This window comes from Pyruvatibacter mobilis, assembly GCF_012848855.1.
In the GTDB taxonomy this organism is placed as follows: Bacteria; Pseudomonadota; Alphaproteobacteria; order CGMCC-115125; family CGMCC-115125; genus Pyruvatibacter; species Pyruvatibacter mobilis.
In genome coordinates this window covers 598,871-615,199 of the sequence record NZ_CP051630.1, presented here as the reverse complement: position 1 = coordinate 615,199, position 16,329 = coordinate 598,871, and the positions used below count along the sequence as shown (strand labels likewise).

Annotated in this window: 15 protein-coding genes; 9 read left to right on the top strand and 6 right to left on the bottom strand. The window is 63.8% G+C overall.

From position 1 onward, the window contains the following. Positions 1-8: 8 nt before the first annotated feature. The 3 genes from HG718_RS02890 to HG718_RS02880 are packed head-to-tail and all read right to left on the bottom strand — an operon-like array spanning position 9 to position 1,800. Positions 9-959, bottom strand: coding sequence for an SMP-30/gluconolactonase/LRE family protein (locus HG718_RS02890; protein ID WP_160588987.1), 951 nt, complete (start codon positions 957-959; stop codon positions 9-11). A gap of 53 nt (positions 960-1,012) precedes the next feature. After that, a complete protein-coding gene (locus HG718_RS02885; protein ID WP_160588988.1) occupies positions 1,013-1,318 on the bottom strand; it encodes a putative quinol monooxygenase in 306 nt (101 codons plus the stop codon). Between the two features lie 29 nt (positions 1,319-1,347). Continuing rightward, positions 1,348-1,800 carry a hypothetical protein gene (locus HG718_RS02880; RefSeq protein ID WP_160588989.1) on the bottom strand — a complete coding sequence of 151 codons (453 nt, stop codon included), beginning with the start codon at positions 1,798-1,800 and terminating at the stop codon, positions 1,348-1,350. A 298-nt stretch (positions 1,801-2,098) separates the two neighbouring features. Between HG718_RS02880 and HG718_RS02875 the strand changes: the two genes are divergently transcribed. Continuing rightward, positions 2,099-2,236 carry a hypothetical protein gene (locus HG718_RS02875; protein ID WP_160588990.1) on the top strand — a complete coding sequence of 46 codons (138 nt, stop codon included), beginning with the start codon at positions 2,099-2,101 and terminating at the stop codon, positions 2,234-2,236. Between the two features lie 100 nt (positions 2,237-2,336). On the opposite strand, the gene HG718_RS02870 is transcribed toward HG718_RS02875, so the two are convergent. After that, the gene (locus HG718_RS02870) at positions 2,337-3,992 is read right to left on the bottom strand and encodes a globin-coupled sensor protein (RefSeq protein WP_160588991.1); all 1,656 of its coding nucleotides are present in this window, start codon (positions 3,990-3,992) and stop codon (positions 2,337-2,339) included. Between the two features lie 465 nt (positions 3,993-4,457). On the opposite strand from HG718_RS02870, the gene HG718_RS02865 reads away from it, so the two are divergent. Beyond that, the gene (locus HG718_RS02865) at positions 4,458-4,649 is read left to right on the top strand and encodes a hypothetical protein (RefSeq protein ID WP_160588992.1); all 192 of its coding nucleotides are present in this window, start codon (positions 4,458-4,460) and stop codon (positions 4,647-4,649) included. 101 nt (positions 4,650-4,750) lie between these two features. On the opposite strand, the gene HG718_RS02860 is transcribed toward HG718_RS02865, so the two are convergent. Further along, positions 4,751-6,154 (bottom strand): multicopper oxidase family protein, encoded by a 1,404-nt coding sequence (locus tag HG718_RS02860; protein WP_160588993.1) that lies wholly within the window; start codon positions 6,152-6,154, stop codon positions 4,751-4,753. A gap of 128 nt (positions 6,155-6,282) precedes the next feature. Between HG718_RS02860 and uvrB the strand changes: the two genes are divergently transcribed. The 4 genes from uvrB (at position 6,283) to HG718_RS02840 (ending at position 11,177) form a co-directional block, all read left to right on the top strand. Continuing rightward, on the top strand, positions 6,283-8,661 hold the full coding sequence (uvrB, locus tag HG718_RS02855) for an excinuclease ABC subunit UvrB (protein ID WP_160588994.1): 2,379 nt from the start codon (positions 6,283-6,285) through the stop codon (positions 8,659-8,661). A gap of 524 nt (positions 8,662-9,185) precedes the next feature. After that, on the top strand, positions 9,186-10,313 hold the full coding sequence (locus tag HG718_RS02850) for a hypothetical protein (protein ID WP_160588995.1): 1,128 nt from the start codon (positions 9,186-9,188) through the stop codon (positions 10,311-10,313). Then, complete coding sequence (locus HG718_RS02845; RefSeq protein ID WP_160588996.1) at positions 10,297-10,629, top strand: hypothetical protein; 333 nt, start codon at positions 10,297-10,299, stop codon at positions 10,627-10,629. Before HG718_RS02850 ends, HG718_RS02845 begins: the two co-directional genes overlap by 17 nt. Before the next feature lie 8 nt (positions 10,630-10,637). After that, positions 10,638-11,177: a hypothetical protein gene (locus HG718_RS02840; protein ID WP_160588997.1), complete on the top strand. Its 540-nt coding sequence runs from the start codon at positions 10,638-10,640 to the stop codon at positions 11,175-11,177. A 436-nt stretch (positions 11,178-11,613) separates the two neighbouring features. Here HG718_RS02840 and HG718_RS02835 read toward each other — a convergent pair whose 3' ends face one another. Beyond that, positions 11,614-13,449 (bottom strand): monovalent cation:proton antiporter-2 (CPA2) family protein, encoded by a 1,836-nt coding sequence (locus HG718_RS02835; protein ID WP_160588998.1) that lies wholly within the window; start codon positions 13,447-13,449, stop codon positions 11,614-11,616. Between the two features lie 363 nt (positions 13,450-13,812). Between HG718_RS02835 and HG718_RS02830 the strand changes: the two genes are divergently transcribed. From HG718_RS02830 to folB, 3 genes are read left to right on the top strand one after another with little or no spacing between them, the layout of a single operon-like run. Next, positions 13,813-14,760, top strand: coding sequence for a calcium/sodium antiporter (locus tag HG718_RS02830; RefSeq protein ID WP_160588999.1), 948 nt, complete (start codon positions 13,813-13,815; stop codon positions 14,758-14,760). Further along, entirely contained in the window at positions 14,757-15,524 is a 768-nt protein-coding gene (locus HG718_RS02825) for an SDR family oxidoreductase (RefSeq protein ID WP_160589000.1), read from the top strand. Before HG718_RS02830 ends, HG718_RS02825 begins: the two co-directional genes overlap by 4 nt. A 17-nt stretch (positions 15,525-15,541) precedes the next feature. Further along, complete coding sequence (folB, locus tag HG718_RS02820; protein WP_244617818.1) at positions 15,542-16,018, top strand: dihydroneopterin aldolase; 477 nt, start codon at positions 15,542-15,544, stop codon at positions 16,016-16,018. Positions 16,019-16,329: the final 311 nt, after the last annotated feature.

Here is a 16,329-nt window from a genome sequence, read left to right as displayed (position 1 = left end):
CCTCCACCCTATCGCTGATGCGCAAGCTTCATACCCGCCACCGGGCTGCGGCCCTTAAGCACGTAATCGGTGGCGATGGAGCCGAAATAGACGTCGCGCATGTCCGCGCCGCCAAAGGACACATTGGTGGGGTCATTCATCAGCGTGCCGGTGGGGTCGTGAATGAGCGTCACCATCTCCTGCGCAGGCGTGATGGCAACGATCTTGTTGGCCGCGGGCAGCGTCACCCAGAGATTGCCTTCAACGTCGAACGCACATCCATCCGTATACGGCCAGTCCGCCATGTCGGCGGGCGTCGGCAGATTATCCGGGTCCGCCTGCGCCGTGGGGAAAGTGCCGAGCACCGGGCCATAGGGCTCCATTGCCCCCAGCCGCCCGTCCGCCTCAACGGGAAAGCGCACCACATTGCCGCCCGCCGTCTGGCATACATAGAGGTAGCTCTCGTCCGCATCGAGTGCGCAGCCATTGGCGAATTTGAGCCCGTCCGCCAGCTTCTCCACCGCCCCGTCCGGCGTCACGCGGAACACGAACCCGTCGGTCCGTCCGTCCAGCGCCTTGGGCCACGGCATGGCGAAGGTCGAGTGCGTGCAATAGATGGTGCCGTCGCGGGCCACGGTCGGATAGTTGCAGGCGGTGAGCCGCTGCCCGTCCACTTCGGACGCCAGAACCTCGATTGTGCCCGTCCCGGTGTCGAGCCGTTGCAGCGGCCCGTCTTCGCCCACATAGACCCCGAAATTGGCGATCAGGATGCGTCCCTCGGCATCCATGTTGATGCCGTTGGGCGCCCCGCCCGCAGCCCCCACCCGGCGCAGGCTGCCATCGGCCAGGATTTCCGCGCAGGCGGATTGCTGGTCCGATGCCCAGACGCGGCCGTCACGGGCCACCACCACATCTTCGCAGCGCGCAAGGCCCAGGCCCCGCTTCTCGAGTGTTTCAAGCGCAATCGGCTCCAGCGGCATACAACCCCCTCCCCTGTTTCTTGTTGGGGCGGGACCGCATCACCGGACGCCGGTCACATCATGTCCCGCACATCCGATACCTTATAGGACTTGAGCGAGACGAAGGTCACTTTCGCACCGCCCAGCGCGGCGGTGAAGTCCTTCATGTGCGGCGTCTTGAAGTGATCTTCCAGCGCCACGTCATCCACCCACACCTCGTAGATGCGCAAGGTGCAGTCGTCGCTGATGTCACGGGCAAAGCCATAATCGAGGCAGCCCGGCTCCTGCCGGGTTGCCTCCACCATGCGCTGGCCCACCTCCATCAGCCGGTCCATTTCTTCCGCCGATTTGAACTTGGCGGTGCCTGACACGATCAACATGGGTTTCCTCCCGAGCCTGTTTCCGGCTCTCACACATCGCCGCCTGGACTGCCGGCCACTGCCAGCACCTGCCGGGCGAACGAGTCTGCTTCAGCCACATCATGCACCATGAAGGGTTGCGGTTCCGTATCCCGCAGCGGCACCACGACGAGGCTTGCGGTGCGTGACCCCGGCCACCGCAGCCGCGCCCGGCGTACATGCAGCCGGTCCAGCGTCGGCAATGGCACGGCCTCCACCCGCCGCGGCCACGGCCCTTCCACGACGATCAGCCGCTGATCCGTCAGTAGCACCATGCCCGCGCGGCGGCGCAGCAGCGCCCACACCAGCAGCCCCGGCACCGCTGCCAGCAGAACCGCCGCGGCCAGAAGCGCCAGCGCGCCGAGCCCGGCGACAAGCGCCCACAGCCCCACGACACTCCACAGCACACCGATGGCGACAGCCGGGGCATAGGCCGTCCGCCCCAGCCCGGCGCGGGCCCGCACCCACTCCCCGGGCTCGAGAAGTCCTTTAGCGATTCGCCCGGGCTGTGCCGCCTTAACCACCTGTTCACCCAACCTGAATTCTGCCGCCCCGAAAGCCCCACATGACCGGTTTGTCATGTGGATTATGCTTGAAGTCATTGCCGCGGCGCACCACCTCAATGGCAGATTGACGCACCAGGTGCGGTGTGCGAGAGAAGCCCGAGGGCTGACCCCGCATCCATCTGAGCGGACAGAGATCCGGGCCGCACGGGGCAGTGCGGCGGGCGCAAGGGGCAAGGCGACCGAAAGGAAGGCATACGTGACCGTAGCAGACCGCCACGACACCACAGGCGAGAGCAAATCGTGCCGCAAGGGCGAAAGCCGCGCCTGCATCATGCATATCTGGGGCGGCATCGCGATGCTGGCCGCAGGCCTGGCCCTGCTCATCATCACCTGATCTTCCGCGCCGGTCTCTGACCGGGCCCGGCAAGCAAGAGCCCGCACCCCAGTCCAGGGATGCGGGCTTTGCCGTTCAGGAGAGGCTCGCCTGGGGGAGATCAGGCAGCAGCCGTCTGCCCGCCGAGCTTCGTTCCGAGATACCCGCGCAGTGCGGTACTTGCCGTCTCATCACCCCGGAATTTGAGGAACACCGCGTCGTCGTCCACGCGTTCAGCGATGGCCGGCTGCGGCACCGGCAGGCCTGGGATATGCACGACAATGTCCGTTGCCGTGGCCAGGCCCTTGCCACGTGCCACGCGGCACCCGGTTTCGTTGAGATCAAAGAGCTCTGTGTCGATGGCACCACTTGCGCAATCAATGCGCGATGCAAGCGGCGGCTGCGGCGTGACCCGCGGCTCATCACGGCGCGACATGCCTTCATGGTTACGCAGGCTGTGAATGGTCTGCGCCACCTTCTCCTGAAGGTTGGACGTTGCGCCATTCAGGCCATCAGCCACACCACGCAGCCCGTTGGCCATTTCCTGCAGCCGCGACATCTCCGTCGCCACTTCGGAAATCCGGCCCGACACTTCGCGGGTGCCGGAGGCCGTCTGCTGCACGTTCTCGGCGATTTCCGTGGTGGCCTTGCCCTGGTCCTTGAGGACCGCATCCACTTCCGCGGCAATCGCCTGCAGCCGGTTCACCGTATCGCCGATGCGCTCGATGCCCGACACCGCATTGCCCGTCTGCGTCTGCACGCGGGCCACCTGGTCGGCAATGTCCTGCGTGGCCTTGCCGGTCTGGGCGGCCAGCGCCTTCACCTCACCGGCAACCACCGCAAAGCCCTTGCCCGCTTCACCGGCGCGCGCTGCCTCGATGGTGGCATTCAGCGCCAGCAGATTTGTCTGGTCGGCCACGTCGCGGATCAGGTCCACGATGCTGCCGATGCGCTGCACTTCCTCGTTAAGGCCGCTCACCACCCCGGCGATCTGCTGGGCTTCCCCCGTCACTTCGGTGATGGCCGCATTGGTGCTTTCCATCTGCCGCGCCACTTCCTGGACGCTGGTAGAAAGCTCCTCGGTGGCCGCCGCAATCGTCTCAACGGAGGTCGTTGCTTCCTCCGATGCGCCGGCCACCGAGGCAGAGGCTGTTTCGACCCGGCCCGTGGCCCCGGTCATCTCGGTGGAGGACGTGTCCAATGCACCGGTCTGCTGGACGATATTGTCCACCGCCCCGCGCACTTCCGCGTCCAGCGTGGCGGCAAGCCCCTGCAATTCTTCGCGCAGCAGCTTGTCGCCCGCTTCGATGTAAACCGAGATGGCCAGTTCCATGTCGAGCATCACCGCGCGGATGACGGCTTCGCACATGAGGTCGATATTCTTGCGCTTGCCCGCCCCGCGCACGATCGAAATAAGATCGCCGAGCACAATCGCGTAGCCGGCCACATACCAGCGCGGCTCCAGGCCGATGCGCTGGTGGGCGTTGCCGATGGCGACGGCGCGGCCGAAATAGTCTTCGCCGAACTTGCCGCCGAATAGCAGCTGCCAGTGGGCCTGCTGCGCCTTTTTCAGATAGTCGATCTTGCCGTCACCGCCGAGGTGACCCTGAAGCGCCGGGTAGGCGCTGAGATGGGCATAGAACTTGTCGAGAATTCCATCGAGCTTCCCCTCCAGCAGCGGCCAGACCTCCGTCAGCGCTGCCTTGTGCCCATCTTCGATACCAATGAAATCCAGCCGCGCCAGCCGCTGTTTTTCAGTAATGACCTGCGTCTCCATTGGGTTTGTCCCCCAGCCAAATGAGTACGGGTACGAGGTTGCATCCGAAGGCGATAAAATTTGATTAAATACCTTATTACCTTAGGTATAGTTGCAGTCATGAATACTATCTATGCGCGAAAATTGCCGCTCTTAGTGACAGTCATTACTTACACAAGGTAGTATTAAGACAGAAATCACACGCAAAACGAGCATCTTGTTTACCCGAAATCCGCGGAAATCCGCCACGGGCCCGGGTGCGCGTCTGCAATCCGATTGATCCTGATCAAACAAACATCCTCAGCAGAAAAAAACGCGTCTGACCGTTTCACGACACCTCGGAACATGGGTGGGGGGCTGCCTGTTGTCTTGACATGACCTCCCGCCGCCTCAGGTGACGGGGGGATGGTTTGCGCCACCAACCTGGAAACGGCAGGCGGCGCGGACCGGCACGCAACAGACGACGCAACCGAAAGGAGGTCCTTCGTGACCTATCCCGAAACCGCCCGCGCCGCCACGCAGCCGAATGCCACCCATGATGTGGATCCGGACCTGAAGCTCGACCGCCAGGAAGCCCGCCAGGGTAAGACCGGCCTCAATGTCCGCTACGTGCTGGCCATCTCCCTGGCCGCCGCCATCCTTGCCATGGCGCTGATCTACACCGCCGGCACCGCGTAACAGCGCATCACGCCGAGCGCGCTGCCCGCACGCTCAGCCCGCGCCCTCCTCAAAAAAGGGGATGGCGCGGGCGGAGGCGCTGCGGATGCCAGACCCTGCCATCACACCACGCGGACATAGCCGGCCAGCCCGGTCTTCTGGTGTTCGATGACGTGGCAGTGAAACGCCCAGTCGCCGGGATTGTCGGCAACAAGCGCCACATCGATCACTTCATTCCGCTGCAACAGCACCGTGTCGGTCGGATTGGCGGGAAGCGTCCGCCGGTTCGAGCGGAGCGGCGTGAACACCAGCCCGTGCAGGTGAATGGGATGGGCGTTGGGCGACTCATTCCGCAGCCGCAGCACATAGCTGCGCCCGAGTTTCAGCGTCGCCACCGGCCCGACACCCTCAACCGCATCCCCCGGCCACGGCGTGCGGTCGATGGACCAGAAGCTGTAGCCGAAATTACCGCACAGCCCGTTATCGGCGCCGCTGCCATCCGGCGTCCAGCCGAACACCAGCTCCTGCATCTCGGCTTTGGCGAGATCAGGCACCGGCAGCGGATTGGCCGGCAGCACCGGCACCTCCCGCATGTCGCGTCCCAAACTTGCGCCCACTGTCCGCAGCCGGACCATGTCCTGCTGGCCGAAGCCGAGCCTGGCCACCACCGCCAGCTCAATGCCGTCCGCATCCGGCATCCGCAGCGCCACATCCACCCGCTGCCCCGGCGACAATGCCAGCGGCGCGTCCGCCGTCGGCCACGGCACCTCCTCACGCACCGGGTGCCCGTCCCAGGCGATGATCCGCCCCGGCACATCCGGCAGCACGAGCTGATAGATGCGCGCCGTATCGGTCGCCGCGAGCCGCAGCCGCACAAGCCCGCCCGCCGGAACGTCTTCCACGGGACTAACCTGCCAGTTGGTGGTCAGCACATTGCCCAGCGTGCCACCGCGCGCCGCCCCGCGCGGGGTGAAATAGGGCAGAAGCTGCCCGTCATCGCCGAGGCGGAAATCCTTGAGGTTCAGCGGCACATCGGCGTCAAAGCCCATGTCCTCGGCTTCCTCCACCACCAGAATGCCCGTCAGCCCCTGCGCCATCTGCCGCATGGTCATGCAATGGGGGTGATACCAGTAGGTGCCCGCATCCGGTGGCGTGAAGAGATAGTCAAACGCCTCCCCCTCGCCCACCGGGAACTGGGTGAGATAGGGCACGCCGTCCATGGCATTGGGCAGGCGGATGCCGTGCCAGTGCATGGTGGTGTAGTCGGTGAGACCGTTGACCAGCCGCAGATGCGCCGGCTGCCCCTGCTTCAGCCGCAGCACCGGCGGCGGCGCGCCGTCCGCCAAGCTTACCAGACCCGCAGTCTCAGGCCGGTCTGCGCCGAACCTGTACGATGTCTCCCGCACCCGCAGCTCGACGGGCCCCGCGCCCGCGCGCTCACCATCGGCGGCGCGCCATAAGCCGTAGCCACCTGCCGCGAGGGCACCGGCGCCTGCCGTGCCGAGAAGGAACTGGCGTCTGTCCATGGGGTTGACCATACGCCCGCGCGCCCTGCCCGGCACCAGAGCGAAATGCCGCAAGCGGCACGACCTGCTGCCATCCCCTGCCATCTCGCCCCTTCCAAATCCGGGGGCGGCGTACCATATTCGTTCCCATGTCCGAGACCTCGAAAACCTCCCCCAGGCCGAAGCGCAAAACTGCTGCAAAGAAAAAGACGGCCGCCAAGAAGCCTGCGCGTGAGGCGGCGCGGCGGGATGATTTGACGCCCGCCACTGCCGACGCCTATCCCCTGCCCGCTGACCAGGCCGTCACGGAAGTTCAGGGCCAGAACGGTGGGGGCATGGCGGAAGCGCCGGGCGCGTCGTTCGTGCCCGCCGCCGAGGTGGACCCGAAGGAAGCCTTCAAGCTCGACGGCTCCGGCGCCGGTCTCAAATATCTGCCTGACGTGCCTTATGAGCCGCACCGCCCGGCCCGGCCGGAAAAGGCGCTGCCCAATGTGCGCTTCCGGGTGGCGTCCGACTATGAGCCCGCCGGCGACCAGCCGCAGGCGATCAAGGAACTGGTCGAGGGCGTGGAGGCCAATGAGCGCGACCAGGTGCTGCTCGGCGTCACCGGCTCCGGCAAGACCTACACCATGGCCAAGGTCATCGAGGCGACTCAGCGCCCGGCCATCGTGCTGGCCCACAACAAGACCCTGGCGGCCCAGCTCTACAGCGAGTTCAAGAACTTCTTCCCCGACAATGCCGTGGAGTATTTCGTCTCCTATTACGACTACTACATGCCCGAGGCGTATATTCCGCGTACGGACACCTTCATCGAGAAGGAAAGCACGATCAACGAGCAGATCGACCGGATGCGTCATGCCGCCACCCGCGCTTTGCTCGAACGCGACGACGTCATCATCGTCGCCTCGGTCTCCTGCATCTACGGTATCGGCTCGGTCGAGACCTACACGTCGATGACCTTCGACCTCAAGAAGGGCCAGCGCATCGACCGCAACCAGATCCTCGCGGACCTCGTGGCGATCCAGTACAAGCGCAACGACGTGGCCTTCCAGCGCGGCACCTTCCGCGTGCGCGGCGACACGGTGGAAATCTTCCCCGCCCACTATGAGGACCGCGCCTGGCGCGTCTCGATGTTCGGCGACGAGATCGAGGAGATCACCGAGTTCGACCCGCTGACCGGCCAGAAATCCGCCAGCCTCGACGCCATCAAGGTCTACGCCAACAGCCACTACGTGACCCCGCGCCCGACGCTGGCCCGCGCCATCGAGGGCATCAAGCAGGAATTGAAGGCGCGCCTCGCCGAGTTCACCGCCCAGGGCAAGCTGCTGGAGGCCCAGCGCATCGAGCAGCGCACCCAGTTCGACCTGGAGATGATGCAGGCCACCGGCTCCTGCGCCGGCATCGAGAACTATTCCCGCTGGCTGACCGGCCGCAAGCCCGGCGAACCGCCGCCCACACTGTTTGAGTATGTCCCCGACAACGCGCTCATCTTCGTCGATGAGAGCCACCAGACCGTACCGCAGATCGGCGGCATGTTCCGCGGCGACTACCGGCGCAAATCAACCCTGGCCGAATACGGCTTCCGACTGCCCTCCTGCGTGGACAACCGGCCCATGCGGTTTGAGGAATGGGACGCCATGCGCCCGCAGACGGTCTTCGTCTCCGCCACCCCGGCGCAATGGGAGCTGGACCAGACCGGCGGCGTCTTCGTGGAACAAGTGATCCGCCCCACGGGCCTCACCGACCCCGTGACCGAGATCCGCCCCGTCGCCACCCAGGTGGAAGACCTGATCGCCGAGGTGAAGGACGTGGCGGCGCAGGGCTACCGCTCGCTGGTCACCGTGCTGACCAAGCGCATGGCCGAGGACCTGACCGAATACATGCACGAGCAGGGCGTGCGCGTGCGCTACATGCATTCGGACATCGACACGCTGGAACGCATCGAGATCATCCGCGACCTGCGCCTTGGCGCCTTTGACGTGCTGGTGGGCATCAACCTGCTGCGCGAGGGCCTCGACATTCCCGAATGCGCGCTGGTCGCCATTCTCGACGCCGACAAGGAAGGCTTCCTGCGCTCGGAGACCTCCCTCGTCCAGACCATCGGCCGCGCCGCCCGCAACGTGGACGGCCGGGTCATTCTCTATGCGGACAATGTCACCGGCTCGCTGGAACGCGCGCTGGAGGAAACCGAACGCCGCCGCAAGAAGCAGCTCGCCTATAACGAGGAGCACGGCATCACGCCGCAAAGCGTCAAGGCCAACATCTCCGACGTGCTCGACAGCATGTATGAACGCGACCACGTCCGCGTGGAAGGCGCGACCGGCAAGGACGGCGAAAGCATCCTCCTGGCCGGCCACAACCTCAAGACCCACATGGACGACCTCGAACGCCGCATGAAAGACGCCGCCGCCGACCTCGAATTCGAGGAAGCCGCCAGGCTGCGCGACGAACTCAAACGGCTGCAGGAAACGGAACTGGCCGTGGCGGACGACCCGATGGTGCGGCAGGAGGATGTGCGGCGGAGGTAGGGAGCACTGGGGAAGGCTAGGCCGCGGGGCAAGCGATAAGTTGGATATTGCAAAGACTACTGAGTAAAAGCCACTTGCACGTGTAAAGTGACTCTGGTTGCAGAGATTCCTTGTCAACGAGTGGTACGACTTTGGCTGAAGAAGAAGAACCGTTATTGCGCGCGGTGCCGACGGAGGTTTGGAGGTCACTAGAGCTCAGCGCCGGAGGACTTGAGGGCTTCGACGTAGAAGAACTTGAGGCCGAACTTGGAAAGGCAATCCGAAAAAGGCTCAAACGACGAATTAATGTCGCCGGGCATCGAACGCACGCCGAACGAGCTGGGCAAGCCAGAGCAATCAAACGAATCTCAAGAGCCAAAATTAAGGCACTCAGAAAGACTTTTGGGCTGCCCCATGTACCTCCGGGGTTACGCCGCAGGAGCTTTAAACCTTGCCCAATACTCGACACGATACACCCGCTACGCGCAAGCAGATGGCTTTCCCTCGGGCGCCGAAGAGCACGAACAGACCCGATAGTTCTGGAGTTGAAGAATTTTTCCTTCTTGGATGACCCAGTTGGGACACTGGAAAAATTTCAGCAACTCGCCGAGATAGAAGCACGGGAGATTGGCGCGCAAATTCATTTCGAGGATCAGTATTGCCTTGATGTGGGGGCTTACCTCTTGCTGGCTGAAGTATGGCCAAACCTCGCCCCAATTTTTCAGGGCGGCAAGATGACGCGATCCGTGGCGAAGGTGCTTCGTCGCGTGAACCTCGAAAATGCATTTCGTGGGGCCTCTTTCCCGAGAGACGACAATGCTCGCGACGTTTGGGCAATCCAAGTGCAGCGCCGGCAAATTAGCGGACCAGGAGATTCCGCAACCCCTCAACTTGATCCACAAAGGAAGGAAAAGGTTGCCGACTGGTTCTGCGACCGGATTGATGAGTGGCTTGGAGTTCCAGAAATTAAACAAATGTTATCCGCGCTTGGCAGGGCCAACTTTCAACAAATTATCGGCGAGATATTGGATAACGCTGAGCGCCATAGCGCTCCGGAAACAGGTGGAGGACAGTGGTCGATCGTTGGCTTCATGGCTCGACGAGCTATCCCCGGTAATGGTGGCTACGAGTACCATGCCTACCTCGGGTTCCTGAGCGTTGGCGCGTCCATTGCTGAAAGCATCATGACCGCCCCTGAAAAGGTTCGAAAGAAGATCGACTGGTATGCAAATACGCATAGGAGGCAAGGGGTGCAGAGTATCGAAACCCTTCGAACACTCATGGCGATTCAGGACGGAATTACTAGAGATGCCGCGGCAGTTCAAGCAAACCGTGGCGGCGTAGGAATGCTCTCAATAGTTGAAATCGCCAACGAGATTGGGGGCTCTTATGACCCACGGCGCCGCCCGCGCATCACTTTCACATCAGGCAGCACCTGTATTTCTCTTAGAGACCCCTATATAACGCTTAAGACGTCGAACGGCGAGCCGAACGAACCTCGAAGGCTCTTCTGCAACCTCACTAATTCGCCGAACGACCCACCAGATTCAACTTTCGTAAGGGATTTGGACTACCATTTCCCGGGAACACTGATCAGCATGGATTTCGTGCTCGATCCACACTTTTTAACGAGCACCATCAGCGAAGATGAACATCATGGCCCAGACAATTGACCTAAGTGTTTTGACACAGGGCAAGGTGCGTAATTTGAGCGGTCACGAACGGGGGGTCGTAGCTCGAAGAGAGTTCGGCCTTGATCGTCTAGACCGTTCTGCTGAAGAGATTGCCATCGAAGTGCCAACCGATTTGACAGCAATTTCCCCATCTTTCGCTCAAGGGCTTTTTGCTGAGAGCGCTCATCAGTTTGGATCTTGGGAAGCATTTGCTAGGCACTATAAAATCAACGCAAGCCCGGAGATTGTTGCCCAGATACGGCGCGGCATTAGAAGCGCATTGTTGATGCGTTCTACCGACGATTTGCCTGGCTAGGTTGGCGAATGACAGAGCAAGAAGTAGCCTCGGCAACGTTGAGTTGGTGGCAATATGTACTCTTCTTGGCCCCTCATATTGTGCCAATTTCGCTCTACTTTCTGTCACGCCAATCTCAGAAACGCGATCGGCGAAATAATGCGAAACTGCACCAGTTCCAATCCGGTGTTCAGTCAGAAATCGACCACTCTCTAGCAAGCCTAAAGGCAGCCGCCAGTAAGCTTAAAGACGTGGCATTCGCCAGCCGCACCGGCGCTTCCCTAACGCGAGATATCGAATCCTGCAACGAAGCTGTGGTTTCAGCGGGCGACCAACTGATGGAGGCACTTGCAACCGCTGATGAAAGTGCTTTTGCAGATGGCAATGACTGGGTGCAAATTTTCACCGACACTTATGATCAATGCCTGACGTCCATTCAAAAAGCTCTTTCATCTCCACATGATCCAAAGCGCCGAGAAATCCTGCAAGAAACGGCGAAAATGATCGAAACTCGTATACGGTTCGTACGTGCGAGGGTAGAAAATCAAATAATGGATTGCATGAAGTAGTCTTTTCCGCGCCCCCTCTCCCCAGCCTCACACTCACTTAAACCTTGCCCCGCGGGCATGCCGGGCCGTCCGGCCTCTGGGGGAGGGCAGGGTTTTGCTAGCCATGAAGGCCGCCCGCGGCGGTCCCTGCCCCCTCGCCTGTGTCGCGCGGGAGACGGATCATTCCCCCGGCGAGGCATCCCGCGCGGGGGCGCAGGCGCGTGAGCAGGGAAGAGACGGTGTGCGGCATCGCGCAGGCTGTCACCCCACCCCGGCCCTCCCCATCAAGGGGAGGGAGTGGTTTGGCTGGGGCAGGCCGAACTGACCAGCGACCTGTCCTTCGGGGGACGACGTAGTTTCGGGGACGGCATGCCGTCCGGGTCCGTCCACCTCCCCCTTGTGGGGAGGTCGGTGCGGGAGCACCGGGTGGGGGGCCGGGCTGCCGCCCTGCTCCCCCCTACTCCGCCGCGGCCTTCCCCTGGCCCGTGGCGTCTGCCGGGTCGTCCGGGTGGACGTCGGCGTAGTCGCGGTTGCGGATGCGGGTGATGATGTCGCCGACGGCTTCGCGCGGGGTGCCGAGGCTTTCCAGCACCTGGCCGGCAAGCTGCAGGGAGCTTTCCAGCGTTTCAGGCACCACGCCGGTGGCGCCGAGCTTCAGCAATTCGTCCGAATGCGTCATGTCCCACGCGCGCACGAAGATGGGGATCGACGGCCAGCGCTCGCGCGTGGCTTCCACCGCGCGGGAGGCGGCAGCGAAATTGTCCAGCGTGATGACCACCGCGCCCGCATGGTCCGCGCCCACGCGCTCCAGCACGTCCGGCTTGGCGGCGTCGCCATAATAGACAGGCTCGCCGCGCGAGCGGCAGTCGCGGGTGCGCGGCACGTTGAGGTCGAGCGCCATATAGGGGTGCTTGAGATCGGCCAGCAGATTGGCCACCGTCTGCCCCACGCGGCCATAGCCGGCGATGATCACATGGCCCTCCAGCCCGCGCGCCTCGTCCCCCGTCGCCTGGATGGGCTCGCCGCCGGTGCGGTCGTCCAGCTTGCGTTTGAGGAACGTGCCGAGATCCGCCAGGAACGGCGTCATCGCCATGGAGACGGCGGCGACGATCAGCATGTACTGGCCCACCGGCTCGGAAATGATGTCCGAGCCCATCGCCGCGGTGACACCGACAAAGGCGAATTCACCGCCTGCCGCCAGCAGGAGGCCGGTGCGCAGCGAGGTGGACAGCGGCAGCGAAAACGCCTTCACCAGCGCCGTCAGGATGAGGAATTTGAGCACGATCAGGCCAACGACGCCGATCGTCACATTGACCCAGGTTTCCGCCAGCACGCCGAAATTGATCTGCATGCCGATGGAAATGAAGAACAGGCCCAGGAGCAACCCCTTGAACGGCTCGATATCCGTCTCGACCTGGTGGCGGAACTCGGTCTCGGACAGCAGCAGGCCGGCAAGGAACGCCCCCAGCGCCATGGAGAGCCCGGCAAGCCCGGTGAACCACGCCGTGCCCAGCACCGCCAGCAGCGTCAGCGCCATGAACAGTTCCGGGCTCTGGGTCCACGTCACCATGCGGTAGAGATGCCGCACCAGCCAGCGCCCGGCGACGATGATGACCACCACCGCCAGCACCGCCCGCAGCAGCGCCGTGCCCACAAGCTCGGTCACATGGCCGGATTCCCCGGCGGCAAAGATCGTCACCAGCATCAACAGCGGCACCACCGCCAGGTCCTGCGCCAGCAGAATGGCAAAGCCCGTACGGCCCATGCGCGAGGCGAACTCACCGCGCTCCATCAGAAGCTGCATCACCACCGCCGTGGAGGACAGTGCCAGGCACAGCCCGATGATGATCGACGCCTGCACCGAATTGCCCCACCACAGGGCCACAGCGCCGATGACCGCGCCGGAGACAATCACCTGCGCGAAGCCGAGGCCGAACACCATGGTCCGCATCGCCTTCAGGCGCTCCACGGACAGCTCAAGCCCGATCATGAACAGGAGGAAGACGACGCCCAGCTCGGCCATGCGCGCCACGCCGTCAACGTCGTCGATGATGGCAAAGCCGAACGGGCCGATGATGGCGCCGACAAACAGATAGCCGAGCACCGGGCTCGCCTTGAACCAGCGGAACAGCGGCACCAGAAGCACGCTCGCCACCAGGAAGACCAGCATCTCGCGGATATAGGGCACCGTGGCGTGGCCCGCGGCCCCGTGGCCGTCCTCGCCCATTCCCGCAGCACCCGCCGCCATGTCGGCAGCCTGCCGTGCAACTTCCGCGATTGTATCCGGTTCCAAGAAACACCTCTGCTGGCCAGCGTCACACCCATGCCGCCCGCGCCGCAAACGCGCTCTTGGGATAGTCCCCAGGCACTGCACCAGCCAATCGGCAGACAGCTCCTTTGCAACAGGCAGGCAGCCCATATATATCAGAGGAATTCGGGGCGGATACGCCGGGGGGCCGTATTCACCGCAGAAAAATGTCAATCACACGCCGCCGGTCTCACCCGGACGGCATCAGGACGGACCCGCGGGGCGCCCATAAGGCGCCAAAGGCCGCAGGCAGCGGCACACACCGCCTGCGGGGTCCGGGTCAGAATGGGGCAGCAGCCATTTCTTCCGTAACCATGATTCCCTGCCGCGCCGGAGCCTGACGCGCCCATGATGTATCTCGCGCTTGCCGGCGGCCTGATCATTCTCCTGTTCTGCGGCGACCTCCTGGTCCGCGGCGCCGTGGCGCTGGCCAGCCGCTTCGGCGTCCACCCGCTGATCATCGGGCTTACCGTCGTCGCCTTCGGCACCTCGGCACCCGAGCTCATGGTGTCGGTCAAGGCGGCGCTTGAAGGCTCGCCCGGCATCTCGCTGGGCAATATCGTCGGCTCCAACGTGGCCAATGTGCTGCTGGTGCTCGGCCTGCCCGCCATCATCTACCCCACCGTCTGCAACCAGGCCTCGATCCGCCGCAACACCTCCATGATGGTGGGCTCCACCATCCTGTTCGTGGCCCTGTGCATGACCGGCATGCTCACCTTCTGGGACGGGCTGATCCTGTTCCTGCTGGTGATCGCCTTCCTGCTTTATTCCGCCCACCGCGCCCGCACCTCCCCCGCTGATGCGGGGCTGGAGGACGAGCTGGACGATATCTCCGGCCTGCCTGAGCGCGTCTGGGCCATCTGCGCCTTCCTCGCCATCGGCCTGCTCGGCCTGCCCCTGGGCGCTGAACTCGTGGTGGAGGGCGCCACCGAGATCGCCCGCCGCTTCGGCGTTTCCGAGGCCACCATCGGCCTCACGGTCATCTCCCTGGGCACCTCCCTGCCGGAGCTGGCCACCACGCTGGTCGCCGCCTTCCGCCGCCAGGCTGACGTGGCCGTCGGCAATGTCATCGGCTCCAACCTGTTCAACATCCTCGCCATCGGCGGCATCACCGCCATGGTGGTGCCCCTGCCCGTCTCGGAAGCGTTCCTCAAGTTCGACCTCTGGGTGATGCTGGCCTCGGCCCTGCTGGTGGTGCCCTTCGCCTTCCTGCGCACCACCATCACCCGCTTCGCCGGGGCGGTGTTCACGGTGCTCTATGTCAGCTTCCTCGTCACCGTGTTCCACATGTCATGACCGGCAGCGGCACCCCGAAAGCAGCGCTCGTCACGGGCGGGGCCAAGCGCCTCGGCCGCGTGATCGTGGAAGGGCTGGCGGAGGACGGCTGGGCCGTCGCCATCCATTACGGCACCTCGGCTGACGAAGCAGAAGCGCTGGCCGCAGCCATCACCGGAAACGGCGGCACCGCCGTCACCGTGCAGGCGGATCTGGCCGCCCCGGACGCCCCGGCCCGGATGATTAGCGAAGCCAACGCGGCCCTCGGCCCCCTCGGCCTTCTGGTCAACAGCGCCTCCCTCTTTGAGGAGGACGATGCCCGCAGCCTCACCGCCGAGAGCTTTGACGCCCATATGGCCGTCAATCTGCGCAGCCCGCTGCTGCTGGCCCGCCATTTCGCTGATCAGCTGCCCGGCACCGGCGAGGGCTGCATCATCAACATGATCGACCAGCGCGTCTGGCGGCTGAACCCGCGCTTCATGTCCTACACGGCCTCCAAGGCCGGCCTGTGGACCGTCACCCGGACCCTCGCCCAGGCCCTCGCGCCTCGCATCCGCGTCAACGGCATCGGCCCCGGCCCGGCCCTGGCGAATGAGCGCCAGGCGGCGGAGGATTTCGCCGCCCAGGCCCGCGCCGTGCCGCTGGGCCACGGCCCGCGCATGGCAGAGTTTCAGCACGCGGTGCGCTTTATTCTTGAAACCCCGTCCCTGACGGGTCAAATGCTTGCCCTCGATGGCGGCCAGCACCTGGCCTGGGAAACCCCCGACGCCACCGGCAACGAGTAACGCGATCCGTGTCCCGCATGACCGGGGCCACCCAGAACGGCAACGAGCGCACCATGAGCAAGTCAGCCACAGGAACGGCCTCTACTGGCAATGTGACGCCCCTGCGCATCGCCGATGCCGCCCGCCTCACCCGTCATGTCTTCGTCCGCGACCTGCGTCTCGACGCCCATATCGGCGTTTACCGCCACGAGGAAGGCCGCACCCAGCCGATCCTCATCAATGTGGACCTGACGGTCACCGAGGGCGACGTGGAGATCGGCGATAACATCGACAATGTCGTCTGCTACCGCAGCGTCGTCACCAACATCAAAGCCCTGGTCGATGAGGGCCATGTGCGGCTGGTGGAAACCCTGGCCGAGCGCATCGCGTCGGATTGCCTTGAAGACCCCCGCGTGCTCGCCGCCCGCGTGCGGGTGGAAAAGCTCGAAGCCATCGAGGAAGCCCATTCCGTCGGCATCGAGATCGAGCGCCTCCGCCCACTGCCCGCATCCTGACTTTCGGCAGGCGGACAATTCCGCACCCCGGCCGATTCCGGGCCGGAATCTGTCAACCTGGCTGACAAATCAGCGCCTGCGGGCCCATTTCTTCAGCACCCCGATTGTCAGCAGAACCCCATGGTTGAGCGCCGTTGTGCACATACGCACGAGGTGCGGGTTGGTAAGGCAGCCTTACCCCTTTGCCCATCTGATTCATGGTTAACATAGTTTGAAGATCGATAATTCGGATGAATAATCAGTCAGTTACGGCGCCGCACGCCACAAGGCCCGTTTCGGCCCCGCATTTCCTCTTTTCCGCGCCGGACGTG